At 67.3% G+C, this 19,134-nt stretch carries 14 protein-coding genes and 1 tRNA gene; 6 read left to right on the top strand and 9 right to left on the bottom strand.

All coding sequences use genetic code 11. The features are described from left to right. Window positions 1-136: 136 nt before the first annotated feature. Entirely contained in the window at window positions 137-3,100 is a 2,964-nt protein-coding gene (locus HGB41_RS03000) for a sensor histidine kinase (protein ID WP_171080934.1), read from the bottom strand. A 16-nt stretch (window positions 3,101-3,116) separates the two neighbouring features. Between HGB41_RS03000 and HGB41_RS02995 the strand changes: the two genes are divergently transcribed. The 4 genes from HGB41_RS02995 (at window position 3,117) to HGB41_RS02980 (ending at window position 6,205) form a co-directional block, all read left to right on the top strand. After that, window positions 3,117-3,305, top strand: a complete 189-nt coding sequence (locus HGB41_RS02995) for a hypothetical protein (RefSeq protein WP_171080932.1) — start codon at window positions 3,117-3,119, stop codon at window positions 3,303-3,305. Between the two features lie 389 nt (window positions 3,306-3,694). Beyond that, window positions 3,695-5,665, top strand: a complete 1,971-nt coding sequence (locus HGB41_RS02990; RefSeq protein ID WP_171080929.1) for a ferritin-like domain-containing protein — start codon at window positions 3,695-3,697, stop codon at window positions 5,663-5,665. A 36-nt stretch (window positions 5,666-5,701) separates the two neighbouring features. After that, entirely contained in the window at window positions 5,702-6,004 is a 303-nt protein-coding gene (locus HGB41_RS02985; protein ID WP_229422692.1) for a nuclear transport factor 2 family protein, read from the top strand. Window positions 6,005-6,131: 127 nt separating this feature from the next. After that, window positions 6,132-6,205 (top strand) — tRNA-Cys (locus tag HGB41_RS02980). Between the two features lie 87 nt (window positions 6,206-6,292). Here HGB41_RS02980 and HGB41_RS02975 read toward each other — a convergent pair. Together HGB41_RS02975 and HGB41_RS02970 are read right to left on the bottom strand one after the other, a co-directional pair. Continuing rightward, entirely contained in the window at window positions 6,293-7,000 is a 708-nt protein-coding gene (locus tag HGB41_RS02975) for a hypothetical protein (protein ID WP_171080923.1), read from the bottom strand. A gap of 139 nt (window positions 7,001-7,139) precedes the next feature. Further along, a complete protein-coding gene (locus tag HGB41_RS02970; protein WP_171080921.1) occupies window positions 7,140-7,484 on the bottom strand; it encodes a four-helix bundle copper-binding protein in 345 nt (114 codons plus the stop codon). A gap of 218 nt (window positions 7,485-7,702) precedes the next feature. Here HGB41_RS02970 and HGB41_RS02965 point away from each other — a divergent pair, with 218 nt between their 5' ends. Further along, a complete protein-coding gene (locus HGB41_RS02965) occupies window positions 7,703-8,380 on the top strand; it encodes a hypothetical protein (RefSeq protein ID WP_229422691.1) in 678 nt (225 codons plus the stop codon). Between the two features lie 16 nt (window positions 8,381-8,396). Here the strand turns inward: HGB41_RS02965 and HGB41_RS02960 are convergent, their stop codons facing one another. The 3 genes from HGB41_RS02960 to HGB41_RS02950 all read right to left on the bottom strand — a co-directional run bounded on the left by HGB41_RS02960 (window position 8,397) and on the right by HGB41_RS02950 (window position 14,293). Then, on the bottom strand, window positions 8,397-10,187 hold the full coding sequence (locus tag HGB41_RS02960) for a gluzincin family metallopeptidase (RefSeq protein WP_171080919.1): 1,791 nt from the start codon (window positions 10,185-10,187) through the stop codon (window positions 8,397-8,399). Window positions 10,188-10,200: 13 nt separating this feature from the next. Further along, entirely contained in the window at window positions 10,201-13,212 is a 3,012-nt protein-coding gene (locus tag HGB41_RS02955) for a caspase family protein (RefSeq protein ID WP_171080917.1), read from the bottom strand. Window positions 13,213-13,495: 283 nt separating this feature from the next. Next, a complete protein-coding gene (locus HGB41_RS02950) occupies window positions 13,496-14,293 on the bottom strand; it encodes an AraC family transcriptional regulator (RefSeq protein ID WP_171080915.1) in 798 nt (265 codons plus the stop codon). An 88-nt stretch (window positions 14,294-14,381) separates the two neighbouring features. On the opposite strand from HGB41_RS02950, the gene HGB41_RS02945 reads away from it, so the two are divergent. Continuing rightward, window positions 14,382-15,593, top strand: a complete 1,212-nt coding sequence (locus HGB41_RS02945) for an MFS transporter (protein ID WP_171080913.1) — start codon at window positions 14,382-14,384, stop codon at window positions 15,591-15,593. Window positions 15,594-15,596: 3 nt separating this feature from the next. Here the strand turns inward: HGB41_RS02945 and HGB41_RS02940 are convergent, their stop codons facing one another. From HGB41_RS02940 to paoC, 3 genes are all read right to left on the bottom strand, one after another. Further along, a complete protein-coding gene (locus HGB41_RS02940) occupies window positions 15,597-15,995 on the bottom strand; it encodes a hypothetical protein (RefSeq protein ID WP_171080911.1) in 399 nt (132 codons plus the stop codon). A 54-nt stretch (window positions 15,996-16,049) separates the two neighbouring features. Next, window positions 16,050-16,445, bottom strand: coding sequence for a hypothetical protein (locus HGB41_RS02935; RefSeq protein ID WP_171080909.1), 396 nt, complete (start codon window positions 16,443-16,445; stop codon window positions 16,050-16,052). Between the two features lie 422 nt (window positions 16,446-16,867). Beyond that, window positions 16,868-19,123: an aldehyde oxidoreductase molybdenum-binding subunit PaoC gene (gene paoC / locus HGB41_RS02930; protein WP_171080907.1), complete on the bottom strand. Its 2,256-nt coding sequence runs from the start codon at window positions 19,121-19,123 to the stop codon at window positions 16,868-16,870. Window positions 19,124-19,134: the final 11 nt, after the last annotated feature.

The following is a 19,134-nucleotide window of genomic DNA, read 5'->3' as shown; positions in this document are numbered from 1 at the left end:
GCCACCTCCAGGATGTGAAACAAGCTTCAGTCTAGGGAGGCAGACCGGCGCTGGCGAGTGAAGGAGTGTGAAAGGATGTGAACCCAGGGAACGCGCCGCTGCCCAGTGCTGCGCAGCAGGAAGCACCCGGTGTCGGTCAAGCTGCGCGCCCGGTCTCCGTATGCGCCGGGGGCAGGCTGAGACTGACGGTCGTGCCCCCGGTGGGCGGGCTGTGGATATCGAGGCGCGCGCCGATGCGTGCGGCGCGCTCGCGCATGCCCACCAGGCCCCAATGGCCGTCACGGCCACCAGCGTCAAGTATTTCCGGCGCAATCCCCTGGCCATCGTCCTGCACCGTCACCGTCAGTTCACGCTGGTGCACACTGATCCCGGCTGCGATCTTGCCGGCCCGCGCATGGCTGAAGGCGTTGCGCAGGGCTTCGCAGACGATTGCGCCCGTTTCTTCAAGCACCAGCGGATCGAGGCCGGGCGCGCCTTCGCTGCGAAGCACGAAGTTCACCGTGGGGTGAATCGTGCTCAGGCTGCCGGCACAATCCTGCACGATCTCTTCGATGGTCCGGGTCTCCTTGACGCGCAACTCGTGAACCCGGTCGCGGCCCTCGTCGATGACTCCCTGAGCCTCGTTGAGGATCGTTCGGAGTTCGTCGCGCGTCCCCGCGTCGTCGGGCAGCTTTCGTTCGAATTTCCGAAGGCGCAACAACATCAGGTAGACGGTTTGAAGGAAGGAATCGTGCAAGGTGCGTGCGATGCGTTCGCGCTCGGCCATCTTGATCTCGGCGCGATCGGTGATCCGGCGTGTCAGGAAGCGTACGCGCAGGCGGTAGAGCAGGGCGAGCAGGGCGGCGAGCGCAATCGCCATGGCCAGCCTGAAGGGCAGACTCTGCACCAGTGTGGGTTCGATAGTGAGGGGCAGGACGGCTTCTTCCTGGCTTGCCATGCCGTCCTCATTGAACGCACGTACGCGGAACACGTAATCGCCCGGAGCGACGTTGGTATAGGACGTCGTGCGACGATTGCCGGCGTCTCGCCAGCCGGTGTCCAGGCCGTCGAGGCGGAATTCGAAACGGGTGCGCTCGGGCTGCCGCAGGGAGGGCGCGGTGAAGCGTACGCCGAAGCTCTGCGATCCTGGCGGCAGCTGCAGCCGTTTGGGCGCGTCGAAGCGGGCCTTGTCCGTGCCGACTTCCAGCACCGCCGGTCGCGGCGGCGCCGGATTCCGGCGCAAGTCGGCGCTGTCCAATCCGACGATGCCCTTGGTCGCAACAAACCAGACGTGGCGGCCGTCGGCGCTGAAGGCGGTGGAGGGCCGCCGCGAGTTGCCGGCGCGGCCAGGATAGCCGTCGATGACACCGAACAGTTCGTAGCGCAGCGGCTCGTCGGGCCTGTCGATGACCCGTTGCCAGTCCGCCGCGCGCACGTGGACGACGCCACCCACTCCGTTGAGCCAACGGTCGCCGTTGGCGGTGGCTGCGATCCCGGTCACGCCGCGCAGCGAGTCGGGATCGGCGCTGCGGATGCGCTGCATCTTGCCGTCCTTGAGCACTGCCAGGCCGTCCGAGCCGCCAAGCACCAGTTGCCGATCAGGGAAGATGCCGGTAGCGACTCCGACGCTCGAGGCATCGTAGCGGGTGAGCCTGCCGTCGTCGTAAAAGACCAGCTCGCCATTGACGCGCGCCAGCCACAATTGCCCCGCTCCGGCCGCTTGAGAGAGGTTGATGCCGTTCGGCAGCCCCAGTTCGGCGCTTGACCGCCATTTGCCCTCCGACCAGGCAATCGCGCCGATGCCTGAGGCCGCGGTCCAGATCCGCTTGCCATCGTCGAGCAGGCCCCACAGCTCACGGTCGACCGGCTTCCCGTCCGGTCCCGGCGGCAGCGGGATGGTTTCCACGTCAGCGCCGGTTACGCGGGTGATGCGGCGCTTGTCCGCTTTCAGTAGTGTGCCGTCGTGGCCGCTGGCGACCAGGTGCACCGGTGTTCCCGGCTGGGCAAGAGGCACGCCATCCGGCCCCATGCGCCACAGCTTCCCGCTGACTGTCTCGGCGATCCAGATCCAGCCGGTCCGGTCGGTGGCGACCGTATAGAAGAAGTCGGCCAGCTCCAGTTTCGGCGCCGGTACCAGGAAGCGCTTGGGCCGGAATTGGTTCAAGCCGTTGTGGGCATGGATCCAGATATTGCCCTCGCGGTCTTCGATAATACTCAAGCTCTCTTGCCCGGCGGCCCCCTCGGTGCTTGCCACACGCTCGTCGGCAATCTTTCCCGCACGTAGTTGCGGGCCGTGTCTTGCCACGTCGTAAACGAGGCATGCCGTATCGGGGCATCCCAGTGCCCACAGCGTGCCATTGGAGGCGAACTGACCGGCACGGCGTGAAGCGACTGCGCCGGCACGCGCCGGCCGCGGCCTGTTTGCCGGAGCCTCGGAAAGACGGGTGGACAGCTCACCATGGACCCCAAGCAGCCAGACATCGCCTTTCGGTGTAATTGCCAGCCCGCCGCCGAGCTTCGACACCTTCTCGAAGCGGCCAAGGAGGCGGTCCAGGCGCCATACGCCGGTCGGGGCGGCCGCCCACACCCGACCGTCCTGGTCGACCAGCATGCTGTACAAGGCATCCTTCTCCCAGTCGGGACCGCTTTCGACAATCGTCCAGTGGCCGTTCGCGAAACGCCGGATGCCATCGCCGATCGTCCACAGGACCTTGTCATCGTCGACGACCATCGAAAGCGGGGGCGTACGCTGAGGAGCCTCCTGTGGTGGAAGCAAGCTGAAGCTGCCATCGCGACGTCTGACGCCGACCCCCATGGGGAAGTAGGCGATATACAGGTCGCCATTGTCCGCCGCATACATTTCGACGATCCGCCTGTGTGCGAGCTCAGGGTGCCCAGGGGGCGTGTAGGCTTCGAAGCTCACGCCGTCAAACCGGACAAGGCCATCGACGCTGCCCACCCAGAGCCAGCCGTCCGTGGTCTGCACCATCCCTGTGATATCGGTGGGCGCACCGTGCTGCTGGGTCCAGACCGTGCGCTGGTAGTCGCTCAGGCCGCGTGCAGCCGCTGGACTCCACAGGAACACCGTTGCGAACGCCAGTGCAGGCAGCAGGCGGAGCATGGTCGAGAGCGTTATCATGGATGACCTGCGTCGGGATGTAATGACAGCCATTATGTGCCAAGAAGATAAGGCCGTGAAACATCAAAAGGCCATGATTGCCTTTGCCGGAAGTTTGCTAATGTCCAGAATCGGCCGGGAGTCAGTTTTGAACGAGAGCTGGACAGGCATCGATCAAGATTCACGTTTGGGCGATCTCAAGAGGTGAAAAGTGTGGTTTTCGACTAAGGCTTTGATATTGTTGAGCGAAATACGCCCTGCAAAGCCGTCTAGACGGGTTTGACTCCCGTCCTCGCCTCCAGTTTTTTTGCATGTCTTGCACCAGTCGGTGTGCAGGCCAGATAAACAGCCTCCCGACCGAAGGGTTTTTTTCGCCTGTACCTTATGCAAACGATCCCTGCCGGCCGCGCGCCGTTCGTCCGGAACCAAGGGATGCCAGTGGCAAGGGCCGGATTGTTCGTATTCTCCGGACAGTGAATTCGCGTGTGCAGCCTTACAGGCGCGGCCGGGCTTCGCTACATTGTGTGTTGGCTCATTTGCAGCCTGGACGGGCGCCGCCATGGCAGCGTCCGGCCCGGGCCAACCACGGGAACCGCCTTGAACCCTGCAACCCACCGCGACCAATTGATCAGCATGCTGGCGGAAGCCGCAGAGATCGAGCACTGCCTGATGTGCACCTACCTGTATGCCGCGTTTTCGCTCAAGCAGGGCCTCGATGAGGACTTGCTGCCCGGCGAATGGAGCGCCGTGAAGCGCTGGCGCGCCGAGATCATCGCGATCGCGACCGAGGAAATGCTGCACCTCGCGCTGGTCAACAACCTGCTGGTCGCGGTCGGATCGCGGCCCCACTACCGGCACTACAACTTCCCGGCCAACCCAGGGCAGTTCCCTGCCGATGTCGCCGTGGCCCTGCTGCCGTTCGACGCCGCCACGCTCGACCATTTCGTGTATGTGGAGCGTCCCAGCCAGGCATGGGAAGCAGACGGCGAGACCCTGGACAAGCTTGCGTATTCGCGCGACATGGAGCGCACCGACCTGGCCACCGATATCCCGGGGGACTACCGCACCGTCGGGGAACTGTACCAGTCCATTGCGGCCGGTTTCGCCTACCTGGCCGCCGAACTCGGCGAGGACGGCCTGTTCGTCGGGAGCATCCACGCCCAGCTGACCCAGGACGACGTGTTCCTGCCCGGGCTATGCGCCATCGCCAGCGCCGCCGACGCCGCGCGCGCCCTGCAGCTGATCGTCGAACAGGGCGAAGGATCGGTCGTCTGCGACGAGACCTCGCACTACGCGCGCTTTCGCACCATCCGCGAGCAGTGGCAGGCATTGGCGGCCGAGCGCCCCGGCTTCACTCCGCACCGCAACGTGGCGCGCCACCCCGTGATGCGCTCGCCGGTGCTGGCCGAGGAGCGCATCCAGGTGGTCAGCGAGCCGGCCATCTCGCTGCTCGATGTCGCCAACGGCAGCTATTTCCTGATGCTGCGGCTGCTGGCCCTGATGAGCGACACCGCCAATTGCCTGCTGCCGCGGCCGGTCGTGATGGGGCAGGCCATGGCCTTGATGCACGCGGTGGCCGACATCGGCGCCGCGCTCACGGCTTACCCGGCCAATCCCGCCCATCCGGGCGTGATGGCGGGAATGACCTTCACCCTGTCGCGCACCGCGCTCGGCTACGAGTCGCCCGATTCCGCAGCCTGGCTGATCGCCGAGAGGATGGAGTTGCTGGCAACGCATGCGGACGCTTGCGCGGCGGTGCTGCCGGCCCTGGCCAGGTGCGCCGCAACCTTGCGCGCTGCCGCCGGCGCGTGGCGTGAGGCGTATGCCACCAAGGGGGCGGCGGCCGCAGCTGCGGCGGCGCCGCAAGCCGAGCCTGTGCCCGCGCCGGCGGCGCCGCCCGCGCTAGACGACGCGATCCAGGTCGCGCACGGGGCCAATGGCACGATCTATTTCGAAGCCAGGCGCTGCGTGCACTCCCGCCATTGCGTGCTGGAGGAGCCGGAAGTGTTCAAGGCGAACCAGGAAGGCGAGTGGATTTTCCCGGACCAGGCCAGTCCCGAACGCCTGATGCGCGTGGCGCGCAACTGCGTGTCCGGCGCAATCCGGTACCAACGCCGCGACGGCGGGGAGGATGAGACGGCCCCTCCCGTGAACCTGGTGCGCATGCGCGAGGACGGGCCGCTGGCGGTCAATGCGGCGATCCGCCTGGCCACGGCGGACGGCACGGCCGGCAGCGCATTGCGCGTGGCGCTGTGCCGCTGCGGGCAGTCCAGCAACAAGCCGTTCTGCGACCAGTCGCATATCGCGGTCGGCTTTCGTGCCTCCGGCGAAGCGCCGACTCGGCCCTCGCCCGTGCTCGAAGCGCGCGACGGGCTGCTCGAGATCACCCCCTTGCGCAACGGCCCACTCGATGTGCGCGGCGCCGCCGAGATCTGCACTGGCACCGGGCGCACCGTCGACCGCAGCCTGGCCACCCGGCTGTGCCGCTGCGGCCAGTCGAAGGACAAGCCGTTTTGCGACGGCAGCCACCGCGCCGCCGGCTTTGTCGCGGAGGGCCGCGGCGTGTGAAGGGCCGCCCCATCCATCCACCGGAAAGGAAATCCCATGTCCCATCCGAACAAATCTATCCTGAAAAAGGCCAATGCGGCAGTGCGCGCCGGCGACAACGAGGGCTTCCTGGCCTGGTGTGCGGACGACATCGTCTGGTCGACGGTGGGCGGCGAGACCCTGCATGGCAATCAGGCCGTGCGCGACTGGATGGCCCGCGAATACACCGCGCCGCCCGCGTTCACGGTGGAGCAGCTGGTGGCCGAGGGCGACACCGTGGTCGCTCGGCAAAATCACGGCCGCGGACGAAGATGGCAAGCCGGTCCCGCACGCCTACAGCGATGTCTGGCGCTTCCGTGACGGCAAGATGGTCCTGCTCGACGCCTACGTCATCGCTCTCGCATGAAGCGCACACCAGGGACCGTATATCGATCTGCATTTGACACCGCACATGGAAGACCGTCGCCAACTGCCTAGAATCGGTTCTGGCGAGGTAGCAAAGAGGTTATGCAACGGCCTGCAAAGCCGGAGAGACAGGTTCGATTCCTGTCCTCGCCTCCAGTTTCCCAGAAGCGCACATTGCCGGCCCAGCCGGCAATGTGCGTTTTGGCGTTCGCGCTCCTTCGCCCGCCAGCGGGCCAGCCGCTGCTAGTTCAGCGGCGCCACCGCGACCTTGACCGACTTGTAGAAGACGCTGCTCCTGGCCTCGAAGCCGGAGTCGATGCCGAAGAAGATCCAGATATTGCCGTCCTTGTCGCTCTGCACAGCCAGCGGGGCGGCACTGGCCAGCGTCTTGGACTGGTACACCTGGGGCCCGCAATCGGCGACGGCGTTGGCCATGTTACCCAGCACCTGAGAAGCCGGTCCGGGCGTGGCCTGGTTGCCGCGCTCGATGTTGAGCAGGTACTCGCCGCCGCTCAGCACGGTCTTCGGTTCGACGCTCGCCGCTCCCGCCACCAGGTACACGCTCTCGCCGGGGGAGCCGCCGACCCCGACGCAACCCGAGGACTGGTTGGTCGCAATCTCGATCTCGAAGCTGAGCTTGTACTTGGTGGAAGGCGCATAGCCCCCGAATCTCTTCTTACTGTAGATGAACAGGTCATCGCTGCGGTTGGTGCCGCCGGTGTAATAGGCCGTTCCCGCCAGGGGAGCGGGCAGGGCGCGCAGCTCCCAGACGACGTCGCCTGGTGCGGTGTCCTGGTGGTAGTCGGCGTAGCCGCCTTGCCAGCCATCGAGGCCTTGCGCAAAGGCCGTGGCGACCTGCGCCGGCGGCTGCGGCAGGTCGGCGCCGCCGCAGGCGGCCAGGATCGAAGCGGACACCATGGCGCCGCACAATAGGAAGAGTCTAGGGGTCATCGATTGCATGCGGAGCGTTAGGGGAACTCAAGCGTAATCGAAGCGCAGCCCGGCAAATAGCGGGCATTTGTCGGCAATATGTATGCAATGTTCTCCGCCGCCGCCTGTGGCGCCGGCGGGCGGGCGTGGGTCGCCGGTCCTAGATATGCCGCTCCTTCGCATGCTTGTCGCACTCGGCGGCGCAGCGCTCGCAGGCGGCCTGGCAGTCGGCGCAGGTCTGGTGCATGGCGGCGTGCTGGGCGCATTTGGCGGCGCAGGCGCGGCAGATGTGGGCGCACAGGGCGCAGAAGTCGCCATGGTGGCTTGACCCCCGTGCCAGCACGTTCAGGGTCGCGGTGCAGATGTCGGCGCAGTCGAGGCTGATCAGCGCGCAGTCGTTCCTGCCCTCGCGTATGTCGGCGGCCGCGCAGGCCTGGCAGGCGCGCAGCGCGCCTTCGCATGCCGCGATGCATGCCTGGATGTTCGCTTGTTCCGATCCGCCCATGGCAGGTCTCCTTGTTGGGTTGATAAGACACAGATCCTAGCCCAATGGTTTCTTGCAGAGCGTCCGATACCATCGTGAAATTTTTTGTAGCACCAGGCCGAGCCGGACGACCGACGACCTTCCATCGCCTCGGGCCAATCATGGCGAAATTCAGGCCGTTTTCCCCGGGCGGGCTGCGGCGCGGCATAATACGTTTCCCTCTCTGCCTGCCGCTTCCCATGACGCTCCTTTACCCGCGCCTGTCGTTCCCCCTGTTCCCCGCCTTGTTCGCCCTGTTGATGACGGTCCTGGCCTGCATGCCGCAGCGGGCGCAGGCGCACGATCACTCCTTCGGCACCCACGGGATGACGCTGTTCGGCGATCGCGACGGGCTCTACCTGTCGCACCTGCCGCTGTTTCGCGCGCCGCACGGCCACCAGGTCGTGCTGAAGGTGCGCCTGGCCGATGCGCAGCTCGACCGCGCCCTGCGCGAGCAGCTCGATGGCAAGACCCATTTATGGACGATCGAGCCGGAACGCTTCGAGCTCTCGCGCCTGGACCCGCGGGCCGGATCCCCGCTGCGCACCTTCAGTGCCGACGTGTTCAGCGGCCATTTCGAGCGCGACGGCAAGCGCGCCTACCCAAAGGCGCAATTCGTCGTCGACCGCGTGCTGGTCTACCGCCAGCTCGACTCCGCAATGCGTAGCCGCAGCCAGGCGCGCTATCTCCCGGTCGGCAGCTTCCTGGTCAAGGAAATCGACAGCCGCCCCGACTACGACCACATCGTCGCGCTGGCGGCGCCAGCCCCGCAAGTGCTCGTTGTTCCCAAGGCGGGCCTGGACAACCCGGAAGCGGCGCTCAAGGCGCTGGCGGCAGTGCGCGGCACCGTCTATTTCGAGACCGGCGACCTGCGCTGAGCGCCGGCGCGGCGCCTTACTGGTGCAGCACCCGGAACATCGCATTGCGCATGCGGTAGCGCTTGCCGTCCAGGCTCCAGTAGCGCCGGCCCGCGGGTGAATCCATGAAGGCAAGCCGCCGCGTCGGCCGGTCCTTGCCGACCGCGCTCTTCGAGACGATGTAGCGGATCGCCCCGTCCGGACCGATGATCACGGTCGCGCCCCCGAACAGCGCATAGGCCGGCTTGCCGCCCCGTGCCGGCACGATGCAGCGCTGGGTGATTTCCGCCACCAGGTCGAACACGATCTCGCGGTCCGGCCCGATCCTGCGCGAGGCCCGGATCGAGGCGACCTGCGGTAGTTCCGCGCTGGCGCCTTCCAGCCCGGGCGCGCCCTTGCACGTCAATCCGAATTCCTGCAAATGCTCCGGCCGCGTGGCGAATTCGCCGAGTAGTGCAGCCTGCCTTTCGAGTTCTTCGGCGCCGGCCGGGCAGGCCGGGTCGCGGCCGAAGCGCAGGTGGGCGAAGTCCAGCTCCGCGATGGGGGGCAGAGCCAGCCGCGGCGCGCGCCACAGCAGGTCGTGCTGTGACAGGGTGCCGACCTCCTGCGGATAGATGCAGCGCTTCATGAAGGCGTCGACCAGCGCTTCGCGGTAGGCCCAGGGGTCCGTCGGCACCAGGTCGTGGTCGGCCGTGACCAGGGCGCGCAGGTATTCGCCCAGGTGGATGTCGACCGGGGGGCAGTAGTCGATCGCGCGGATGACCAGGGCCTGGAACTGGCGCGCGAGGTCGGTGGCTTCGCCGGCCAGGAGCTCGGCCAGGTCGTGCCCCAGCTCGCCCGGCGGCAGGATGCCGCTGCCATTGCTGGCCAGGCGCCGCAGGCGCTCGGTCTTGCGCCGGAAGACGGTGAGGTAGGCTTCGAACACCGCGCCGGCCAGCACGTTGCCGATCTTGTGGGCCCCGGCGTCCGCGTCATAGGTCCGGGCGTCCATGAGGTCGCGCACATACTGGCTGCCGCTGGCAAGCCCGAGCTGGTGGCCCAGCACGCCCAGCAGGCTGGACTCGTCGAGCATCCCGTGCGACTTGCGTATCGCAACCGCCACCACCTCCTTGTAGCGCATGCGCTGGAAGATCGTGACCAGGTCGCAGAAGCCTTCGTGAAAGCCCGCCACGTCGGGGCCGGTCGGAATGCTGAAGTTCGCCCGCAGGCCGTCCAGCAGCGCATGGGTGATTTCGTGCGCGACCACGTCGTGCGAGAGGCAGGCGAACACGGTCTCGCCGGGCAGCGCGCGCGCCGAGCGGGTAGCGGCGGGCATTGGAAGATAGCCGAAGCTGATGCAGCCTTCGAGCTTGTCGTAGTAGGCGTTGGCGTCGCGGAAGGCGAAGGGGCGCAGGTAGAGCAGGTGGTCGTCGCCGCGCGACCGGAAACCCCAGGACAGCTGGCGCCCGAGCGCATCGCGAAAGCTCGCGCACACGCTGCTGCACACGGCGTACACCATCTGCTCATGAAATCGCGGGTCGGCGGGCGAGGGGTCGTAGCCATCCTTGAGCAGCACGTGCACGTCGTCGAGGTCGGCCTTCCGGTACGCCACCGCCTGGGCGTAGTCGTAGCCGTCGACCTTGAACAAGCGGCCCTGCGGGCCGGGCTCGAGCGGCTCGTAGGGCACCTCGATGCAGGCGACCGATCCTTCCAGGCGCGAGGCGGTCGGGTCAAGCGTGAGCACGCGCAGCAGCCGGTAGGCCGGGTCGTCCGGGCGCCGCCGGTAGGCCGCCGGGATCGGGCGGGTCACCGACGGCGCGATGCGGTAGCGCTGCCCGGTCGCGGCCATGGGAGGCAGCCTTTTAGTGGGGCGGCCCGTATTGCTGGAGCAGCTGCTGCATGCCCTGGATCAGGAGCTGGGCCTCGCCGCTCCAGGCCGGCCGGGACGCTGCCGCCGCGGCATGCGCCTGCAAGGGCGCGAGCAGGCCGAGCGCCGCTGCCGCTTCGCTGCTGTAGAGCCGCGGCTGCTGGCGCGGCGACGGGCCGAATTCCTGGATGACCAGGCGGGCGAAGTCAGCGTTGCTGATGCTGCCCAGGCTGCCCGCCATGCGCCCCAGCACCCCGGTCGCGCGCACGGTGAATTCGCCCTGGCCGCGGCTTTCCCAGGCCTTTTCGCTCGACAGGCAGGCCGCGAACAGGACTTCGCGCATGCGCGCAGGCCCGCGCGGGAGGGTGCGGCCCTGGGGCACTCCTGCACGGTAGCGGCGGTGTGCATTCTGCAGCTCCGGCCCGGCGACGATGAAGCGCACCCGGTCGCCGGGATCGTGGGCCGTATTGCTGGGGTTCTTGCCGACCCCGAAGCGCGAGGCCGTGCCGGAGTGGCAGCAATCCATGAAGCAGGTCAGGTTGACCCCTTCGGGCAGCAGGTCGACAATGCGGCCGATGTCGTCGTCCAGGATCAGGGCGCCGGTCTCGTAGTCGACCGGGCAGATCGCCTCGTCGTCGGCCGGCGTGTCGCCGCCGCCCTCGTCGCCGCCCAGGTCGGTGACCGTGGTGCCGTGCCCGGCATACTGGAACACGATGACGTCGCCTGGCCGGCTGGCCTGCACCAGTTGCCGCAGCTGCTCCAGGATTGCATCGTGGGTGGCATGCTCGTTGAGCAGGGTGGCGATGTCCTCGAAGCCGAGCCGGCCCAGGATGCGCGTCCATGCCTCGACATCGGCCAGGCAACCGGTGAGCGGATAGGTCGGGTAGCGGTTGATGCCCACGCACAGGGCGCGCCGGCGTCCGCCGCCGATTTCAGGCGCGTGCAGCACGCCGCCGCCGGGATGGTAGTAGCCGGCGCCCCCGTTACCGTTGCCGCCATTGCTTTGATAGCGGCCGCCCATGCCATACTCGCCCATGAAGCCGCCCGCGGCAAGCGGGGCCGGGGCGGGGCGCAGCAGGATGTCGGTCGGCAGCGCGACCTCGACGTTCCAGGCGTCGGCGCCGCGGCTGCTGTCCGCGCCGGGGCGGTATTCGACGATGCGGTCGGCGTCCGAGCGCGCCAGGATGCGGCGCGCGATGCTGCCCATGGTGGCCAGGTCGTCGTCGAAGCCGCCGTGGGTGCTGGAACGCGAGGCGCTGCGGCCCTGTTCCGCCGCGGTTTTCGACCAGACCACGTCGGCCAGCGGCGGCTTGCCGTCCAGGCCGAACAGCGCAATGAGCTCGCGGTCGGCGCGCAGGTTTTCTTCCAGTCCGAGCAGCGGGGTGCGGCGCTGGGGCTCGAGCGCATGGTGGATCAGGTAGAGCAGCGACTTGCGGTAGATCCCGGCGCAGTTGTCATCGAGCTCGTAATCCTTGCGCATGGTGTACATCGCCATCTGTTCGATCCCCGGCTTGCCGGGCCCGACGAAGCGCGCCAGCGTGGCCTTGAACAGGTCGGTGCGGATCGCCGGCGCCATCAGGTGCACCGACTGGAAGGGACCGGCGCCGAACTGCAGCACGCGGGGGATGAAATAGGCTTGGAAGATGGCCCCGGCGCTGTGGCCGACGGCATGCAGCTCGACTCCCTCGCGGTGCAGCCGGCAGAAATCGCGCAGCTTCTGCGCGACATAACAGGCGCCCCCCTGGAAGCGGCCGTCGCCTTCGCCTCCATTGCCAATGACATCCAGGGCCGAGGCGCGCTGCGCGCTGAGCTTCATGGCGCCCCAGACGTGCTGGCCCTGCAGGGCCCGGACCGCTTCCTCGACCAGGGGATCGGTGAGCAGGTCGAATACGTCGCGCGGCACGCCGCGGGTGGCGCCGTCGCGCACCCGCCGCAGCAACTGGCCGATGGTCTCGAACGCGCCGGTCTCCCAGACGAAATACAGCGGGTAGATATTATTGGCCATCCACCAGTCCACGCTCTTCTGGGCGATCGCCAGGCCCGCCGCTTCGTTCACCAGGCCGCCGTGGGCCTGCACCACGATCCGCAAGGGCAGCTCGAGCGCCTGGGCGCGCCGGAACGCCGCTTCCAGGTGCTCGCCGAAGATCGCATCGACGTCGCCTTTCGAGGTCTTGTACTCGCCCTCGTCGGACAGTTCGCCCATCGTCAGGTTGACCAGGTGCGGCCGCAGGGCCGCCAGCTGGGCCGGGGTGGGGCCGGCCCGGCGCGCGGCGCCGAGGTCGATGGCGCGGCCGGCGGGCAGGGCGCCCGCATCGACGTCGACCGCCCCCCGCGTGTGGACGCAGGCCTCGGCATTCTCGGGATCGCGCTGCGATGCGGACACCCTGCCGAGGTCCTCGACTGCCTCGTCGATGGTGCGGGCATCCGGGTCGTCGATCGCCTCGTCGGCGAAGATGGCGCTGCGGCTGCGCGGCTCCCATTGTTCCGGCTGGTCGTGCACCCGCTGGACTTCGGCCAGGATCTCGCGGTAGTCGATGCTGCTGCCGGGGCAGGATTTACCGGACATCATGTTATGGAACATCAGGCTGCCCGGCGCCAGGCCGAAACGCTTCTGCACCAGGGCGATCACCTTGATGACGGTGTTGCGCTGCGGGCCGTCGAAGGGATCGCAGCCCTTGTCGAAGTCGCCGATCATCTCGAACATGAAGGGGCCGGCGTGGCTGTCGCCGTTCTGGCCGGAGGCGCTGGCCGGCGCGGCGTTCCAGTTGCGGCCCAGCCAGATATAGCCTTGCGGGTCGATCGTGATGTGCTGGGCGATGTCCGACCATTTGTTGGTCTGGGTGTGGTAAGTCCACATGCCGACGATCGACTCATGCCCCCTGAACTGGCTATGGTTCGGGCGCCAGGTGTGGTGCATGTGGACTGCGTTGATCTTGCGGGTGAACTGGTAGCGGTTGAGCAGGTTCGCGAACTGGTCCAGCGTGAGCCGCTTGAACGGGGCGGGCATGATCGTCCTCCATTGTCTGGCACCGGCCGCGACCCCGGCCGTTGGGAATCGTCGTTGCGGGTAGCTCCGGAAAAATCAGCAAAAAACGGGAGCTCTACCGTAGTTCTATGCGCGATGGGTTGATTCTGCTCCAAATGCCATGACATAAAAACACCGCCTTTCTATGCGGCGGTGAAAAAACAACAACTGAAAAGTTCAAACAATTTGGGGAGATTGACTTCCGCTGCAGGCTTGCGGCCCGAGCTGTCGTGCTGCTGCCGCTATCAGCGTCTGAAGCGCGCTTCTAACTGCGCCGCTGCTCGCCCGCGAAAAAGGCCGAAGGTGTGGTCCCGAAGGTCTTCCTGAACATCGCGGTAAATGCCGACTGGCTGGCGTAGCCGAGCTGCTGCGCCACTTGCCACAGCGGCAGGCCGCGTGCGATCAGGGAGGCTCCGTGCGCGAGCCGCACCTGCTGGCGCCACTGGCCGAAACTCATGCCCAGTTCGCGCTCGAACAGGCGCGCCAGCGTGCGTTCCGATGCGCCCACCTCCTTCGCCCAGTCGCCCAGGGTCTGGGTGTCGCCAGGTGTGTCCACCAGGGCCTGGCACAGGCCGCGGAGCCGCTTGTCGCGCGGCAGCGGCACCCGGATCGGCCGGGTCGGCGCGCGCGCCAGTTCGTCCAGGATCAGCTCCCCGACCAGGGTGGCGCGCTGCGGAGGGAGCTCGTCGCCGCCTGCCACCATCACCGCCAGCAATTCGCGCAGCAGGCTGCTCACTTCCAGCACGCGGCAGGTCTCGCCCGGGAACAGGGCGCGCGAGGCGTGGATGCGCAGGGGGCTGAGGCAGGCCGGTTCAAGCAGCGTGACCTCGTGCTCGATATGCGGCGCGATCCAGATCGCGCGCTGCGGCGGCACGATCCAGCTGCTGCCGTCGGCACTCACGCGCAGCATGCCGTTGGCGGCATAGGTCAGCTGCGCCCATTCGTGGCTGTGGGCGCCGATCGAGACGTCGGCCGGCAGGTTGCGCGAGGCCAGGGTGACCGGGCAGGCATCGGTTGGTCCGGGGCCGGGGATGGGTGGTAAAAGCGGGCGCGGCAGCGACATGGCAGGTTCTCGACAAATCTTGACACGCTATCTTAAATCGGACGCGCGAAATCTGCCTACACTGGGATATTCGACAAAGGAAGATGGCATGGACAACAAGGACAACACCCTGAAGCAGGACGCGCGCGTGATCGGCCTGGTCGGCCTGGCGCATGGCACTTCGCACTTCTACCACCTGATCCTCGCGGCGCTCATCCCCTGGCTGAAGCCTGCGTTCAACCTGAGCTATACCGAGCTGGGCCTCCTGATGACCATGTTCTTCGTGGTCTCTGGCATCGGGCAGGCGCTGGCCGGCTTCGTGGTCGATCGCTTCGGTGCGCGCGCGGTGCTGTTCTTCGGGATCTCGATGCTGGGCGTGTCCGCTGTCGTGCTATCGGGCGCGGACAGCTACGCCGGCCTGGTGGCGGGCGCGCTCATCGCCGGCGCCGGCAACGCGATCTTCCACCCGGCCGACTACACGCTGCTGAACCAGCGGGTGTCGGCAGCGCGGCTTGCGCACGGCTTCTCGGCGCACGGCATCGTCGGCAATATCGGCTGGGCCGCGGCGCCGGTCTTCCTGACCGCGATCGCGGCCGTGCAGGGCTGGCGCACCGCGCTGCTGGCGGCGGCCGGCCTGCCTGTCGCCGTGCTGGTGATGCTGGTGCTGAACCGGCATGTGCTGTATCCGGACCCGATCGTGCGCCATGCCAAGGGCACGCAGGGCAATACGCTCGACTTCCTGAAGCTGCGCGCGGTCTGGCTGTGCTTCGGGTTCTTCCTGCTCACGGCAGTCGCGTTGGGCGGCATCCAGAGTTTCGCCACCATCAGCCTGGAATCGCTGTACGGGATCTCGCATGCGCTGGCCACCAGTTCCTATACCGCTTACATGCTGGCCTCGGCGCTGGGCATGGTGGCGGGCGGCTTCCTCGGCGCCGGATCTAAACACCATGACCGCACCGTGGCGCTGGCCTTCAGTGCCGCGGCGCTGCTGGCGCTGGTGCTGGCCTTCGGCGCCGGGCCGGCCTGGATGGCGCTGCCGCTGATGGGATTGATCGGCCTGTGCTCGGGCGTGGCTGGACCCTCGCGCGACCTGATGATCCGCGCGGCAGCGCCGCAGGGCGCGACCGGGCGCGTGTATGGGGTCGTTTATTCGGGACTGGACAGCGGGCTGGCGATCGGGCCGCTGCTGTTCGGGCTGGTGATGGATGCGGGACAGCCAGGCTGGGTGTTCGCCGGCGTGGCGCTGTTCCAGGCGCTGGCGATTGCCACGGCGGTGGGCGTGGGCGGCAGCACCCGTGCGCGGCAGCTGAGCGCAGCTTGACTGCTAACCGGTCCTGATATCGCGCGTATGCCCGGTATCGACCGGCGGCGCCGGTTCCACCCCTGCCACCCCCGTCCCCTCGGCCAGGAAGCTCGTGCGCGCATCCTGCACCACCAACAGGATGGTCCGGACAGAAGCCATGGTCGGGGCGCCGGAGCGGGCATCGGCGCCTTTCGCATACTCGCGCGCGATGCGCGTCGCCGCCGCCGCGCCGCCGGGAACCTGTTCGCGGAACAGGCGAATCAGCGTGACCACCGTTTCATGCAGGGTGTGGTGGGCCGAGCGCGCGATGTTGCGGCCCGCGCCATCCTGGTGGATGGAGTCGGCGACGACCTGTTCGAGCTGGCGTTCTGCCCTGCCGATGAGCATTGCTACCTGACCGGGTGTGTACGAAATTCGCATGGGTGCTTACCTTGTGGCGCGTGGACGTATTTGACTGCGTGACTGGGGGGATGGTCATGCCGCTTCCTTCGTGAAGGAGCCAGTGGCGGAAGGCGCCGTGACGGCCGTCCTGGGCATGATCCGCGACGGCCGCACCCGGGGCGGCGGCGGCGGAGGGGCAAAGGGCCGGATCTGGGTCAGGGTGCCCTTGAAGGGCGCCACCGCGTCGTCGATCTCGATGGACTCGCCGCGGACCCCGCGCAGGAACTGGGCAATCGCGATCCGGACCAGCGTACGGTTGGTGAGTTCGGCGCCCACCCCGACTTTGCGGCTGTGATAGCAATATGTCGAGGTCACGCCATCCGGCGCGGTGATCTCGACCTTTTTCGGCAGGGAGAAACCGTAGCGCCCGCTGGCCCAGAGCTTGACCAGGCAGTCGCCGCTGTGTGGAGTTGAAAAGCTGAAGTTCATGAATTAATCGTAAGCCCGGCAGCGCGTATGCACGATTCAAAATTGTTCCAAACCGTAACGGGCGAAACATCGGTTTCCGTGGATCATTTATTCAGGAGGGGAGGCGAGGTAGGACCTGCGCATTCAGGCAACGGCACCGTAAGCAATTTCAAAACTGCGGTCGGCAGGGCATGCCGCCCGAGAACCGTAGGGTGGGCGGGTCTCCCGCCCGCGCGGTGATAGTTTCAGTATGCACCGCTGGATACGATGCAGCACCGTGGTTCGAGATGGTCCACTGGCCCGGTAACCCGTGCATTGACAGCCGCAATATGAACCGGCGCACGGGCGGCAGCACCGTCAGTTGAACGCGCGGGCGCTCGTAATTCAGGCCATTGGCCTGAATTACCCCGCCCACCCTACGGGTCAGCGGCAATCTCCGTCATCTACAACGACAAGGGCATCTTGGTAATCAGCTTGTCCAGCGTGATCGGATACTCGCGCACCCGCACGCCGGTCGCGTTATAGACCGCATTCGCGATCGCCGCGGCGACCCCGCAGATGCCGAGTTCCGCGATCCCCTTCGCTTTCATGGGCGAGGACATCGGGTCGGTCTCGTCGAGGAAGATGACTTCCTGGTGCGGGATGTCGGCGTGCACCGGGACCTCGTAGCCGGCCAGGTCGTGGTTGACGAAGTAGCCGAGCCGCTTGTCCACCGCCAGCTCCTCCATCAGGGCCGCGCCGGCGCCCATGGTCATGGCGCCGATCACCTGGCTGCGCGCGGTCTTCGGGTTCAGGATGCGGCCGGCCGCGCACACCGCCAGCATGCGGCGGATGCGCACTTCGCAGGTCGCGGCGTCGACGGCCACTTCGACGAAATGCGCGCCGAAGGTCGATTGCTGGAAGCGCTTGTCGATGTCGCCGTACTCGATGAAGTCCTCGGCCACCAGCTCGCGCTCGCCGACCGCTTCGGCCAGCGGCAGGCTGCGCTCGCCGGCGCGGACCAGCCCGTCGGCGAAGATGGCGCGCGCCGGGTCGAAGCCGGCCTTGGCGGCGATCGCCTCGCGCAGCTTGATGCAGGCCGCGTACACGCCTGCCGCCGAGTTGTTGCCGCCCCACTGGCCGCCCGAACCGCAGGAGGCCGGGAAGCTCGAATCGCCCAGCCGCACCTTGACCTTCTCGAGCGGGATGCCCATCATTTCGCTGGCCGTCTGCGCCAGGATGGTATAGCTGCCGGTGCCGATATCGGTCATGTCGGTTTCCACCGTCAGGATGCCGCGCCGGTCGAGGCGCACGCGCGCGGCCGACTTGGTCAGCATGTTGTCGCGGAAGGCCGCGGCCATGCCCATGCCGACCAGCCAGCGCCCGTCGCGTTGCTTGCCCGGCTGCGCGGAACGCTTGTCCCAGCCGAAACGCTGGGCGCCGGTCTGCAGGCACTGGATGAACTGGCGCTTGGAGAACGGCGGATGCGGGACATGCGCAGTCTTGGGCTTCTTCCCCTGCGGGTCGGTTGCGTCGGGCTTCTCGGGATTGTCCGGCACCACCTGGGTGTCGTTCAGGATGCGGAACTGGACCGGATCCATGCCGAGCTTTTCCGCCATCTCGTCCATCGCGATTTCCAGCGCCGCCATGCCGGGCGCTTCGCCCGGAGCGCGCATTGCGTTCGCTTCCGGCAGGTCCATCCCGGCGACGCGGTTGGAGGTCATGCGGTGCTCGCCCGCGTACAGGGAGCGGGTTTGCGTCGCCGCGTTTTCCGGGCTTCCTTTTTCCAGGTTGCCGGAGGCGCTGTCGTGGGCGATCGCGGTGATCTTGCCTTCGCGGGTGGCGCCGATGCGGATGCGCTGGAAGGTGGCGGAGCGGTGGGTGGTGTTGTTGGGGATCAGCGCGCGTTGCAGCGTGACTTTGACCGGACGGCGCGCAGCGCGCGCGCCCAGCGCGGCCATCAGGGCGTCGGCGCGCAGGAACAGCTTGGAGCCGAAGCCGCCGCCGATATACGGCGATATCACGCGCACCTTGGATTTCGGGATGCCGAGGGTCTTGGCCAGGTCGCCCACGTTCCAGGCGATCATCTGGTTCGAGGTCCACAGGGTGAGCGCGTCGCCGTCCCAGGCCGCGATGCTGGCATGCGGCTCCATCATGGAGTGCGATTCGTGCGCGGTGGCGTACTCGGCGTCATGGCGCACGGCGCTCGAGGCAAACGCGCCGGTGAAGTTGCCGACCTTGGTCTCGGCGGCTTCGCCTTTCGGTGCGGCGGCCTTGTTCTTCACCTCGTGCAGGTCGAACACGCCCTTGTCGCGCTCGTAGCGCACGCGCACCAGGTGGGCGGCGTCGCGCGCCTGCTCGAAGGTCTCGGCCACCACCAGGGCCACGGCCTGGTGGTAGTGCTCGATGCGCGGGCCGCCCAGCAGCATCGCGGTGTTGAAATTCCCCTTGTTGATCTTGCCGGCATTCTGCGCGGTGACGATGGCGATCACGCCCGGCGCGGCTTTCGCGGCCGCCAGGTCCATCGAGACGATGCGGCCTTTCGGAATGCTCGAGCCTAGGATATAGCCGTGCGCCTGGTTCGGCACCACGTCGTGGCGGTCCATCGCATACGGCGCCGTGCCCGTGGTCTTGAGCGGGCCGTCGACGCGGTTGACCGGCTGGCCCACGACCTTGAGCTGGTCGATCGGGTTGGTCGTTGCTGGTTCGTTGAATTTCATGGCAGTCCCTG

The sequence above is a fragment of the Telluria aromaticivorans genome (genome assembly GCF_013003915.1).
GTDB lineage: Bacteria > Pseudomonadota > Gammaproteobacteria > Burkholderiales > Burkholderiaceae_D > Telluria > Telluria aromaticivorans.
Note: the sequence above shows the minus strand (reverse complement) of the source record. Positions and strands in the feature narration are given on the sequence as shown.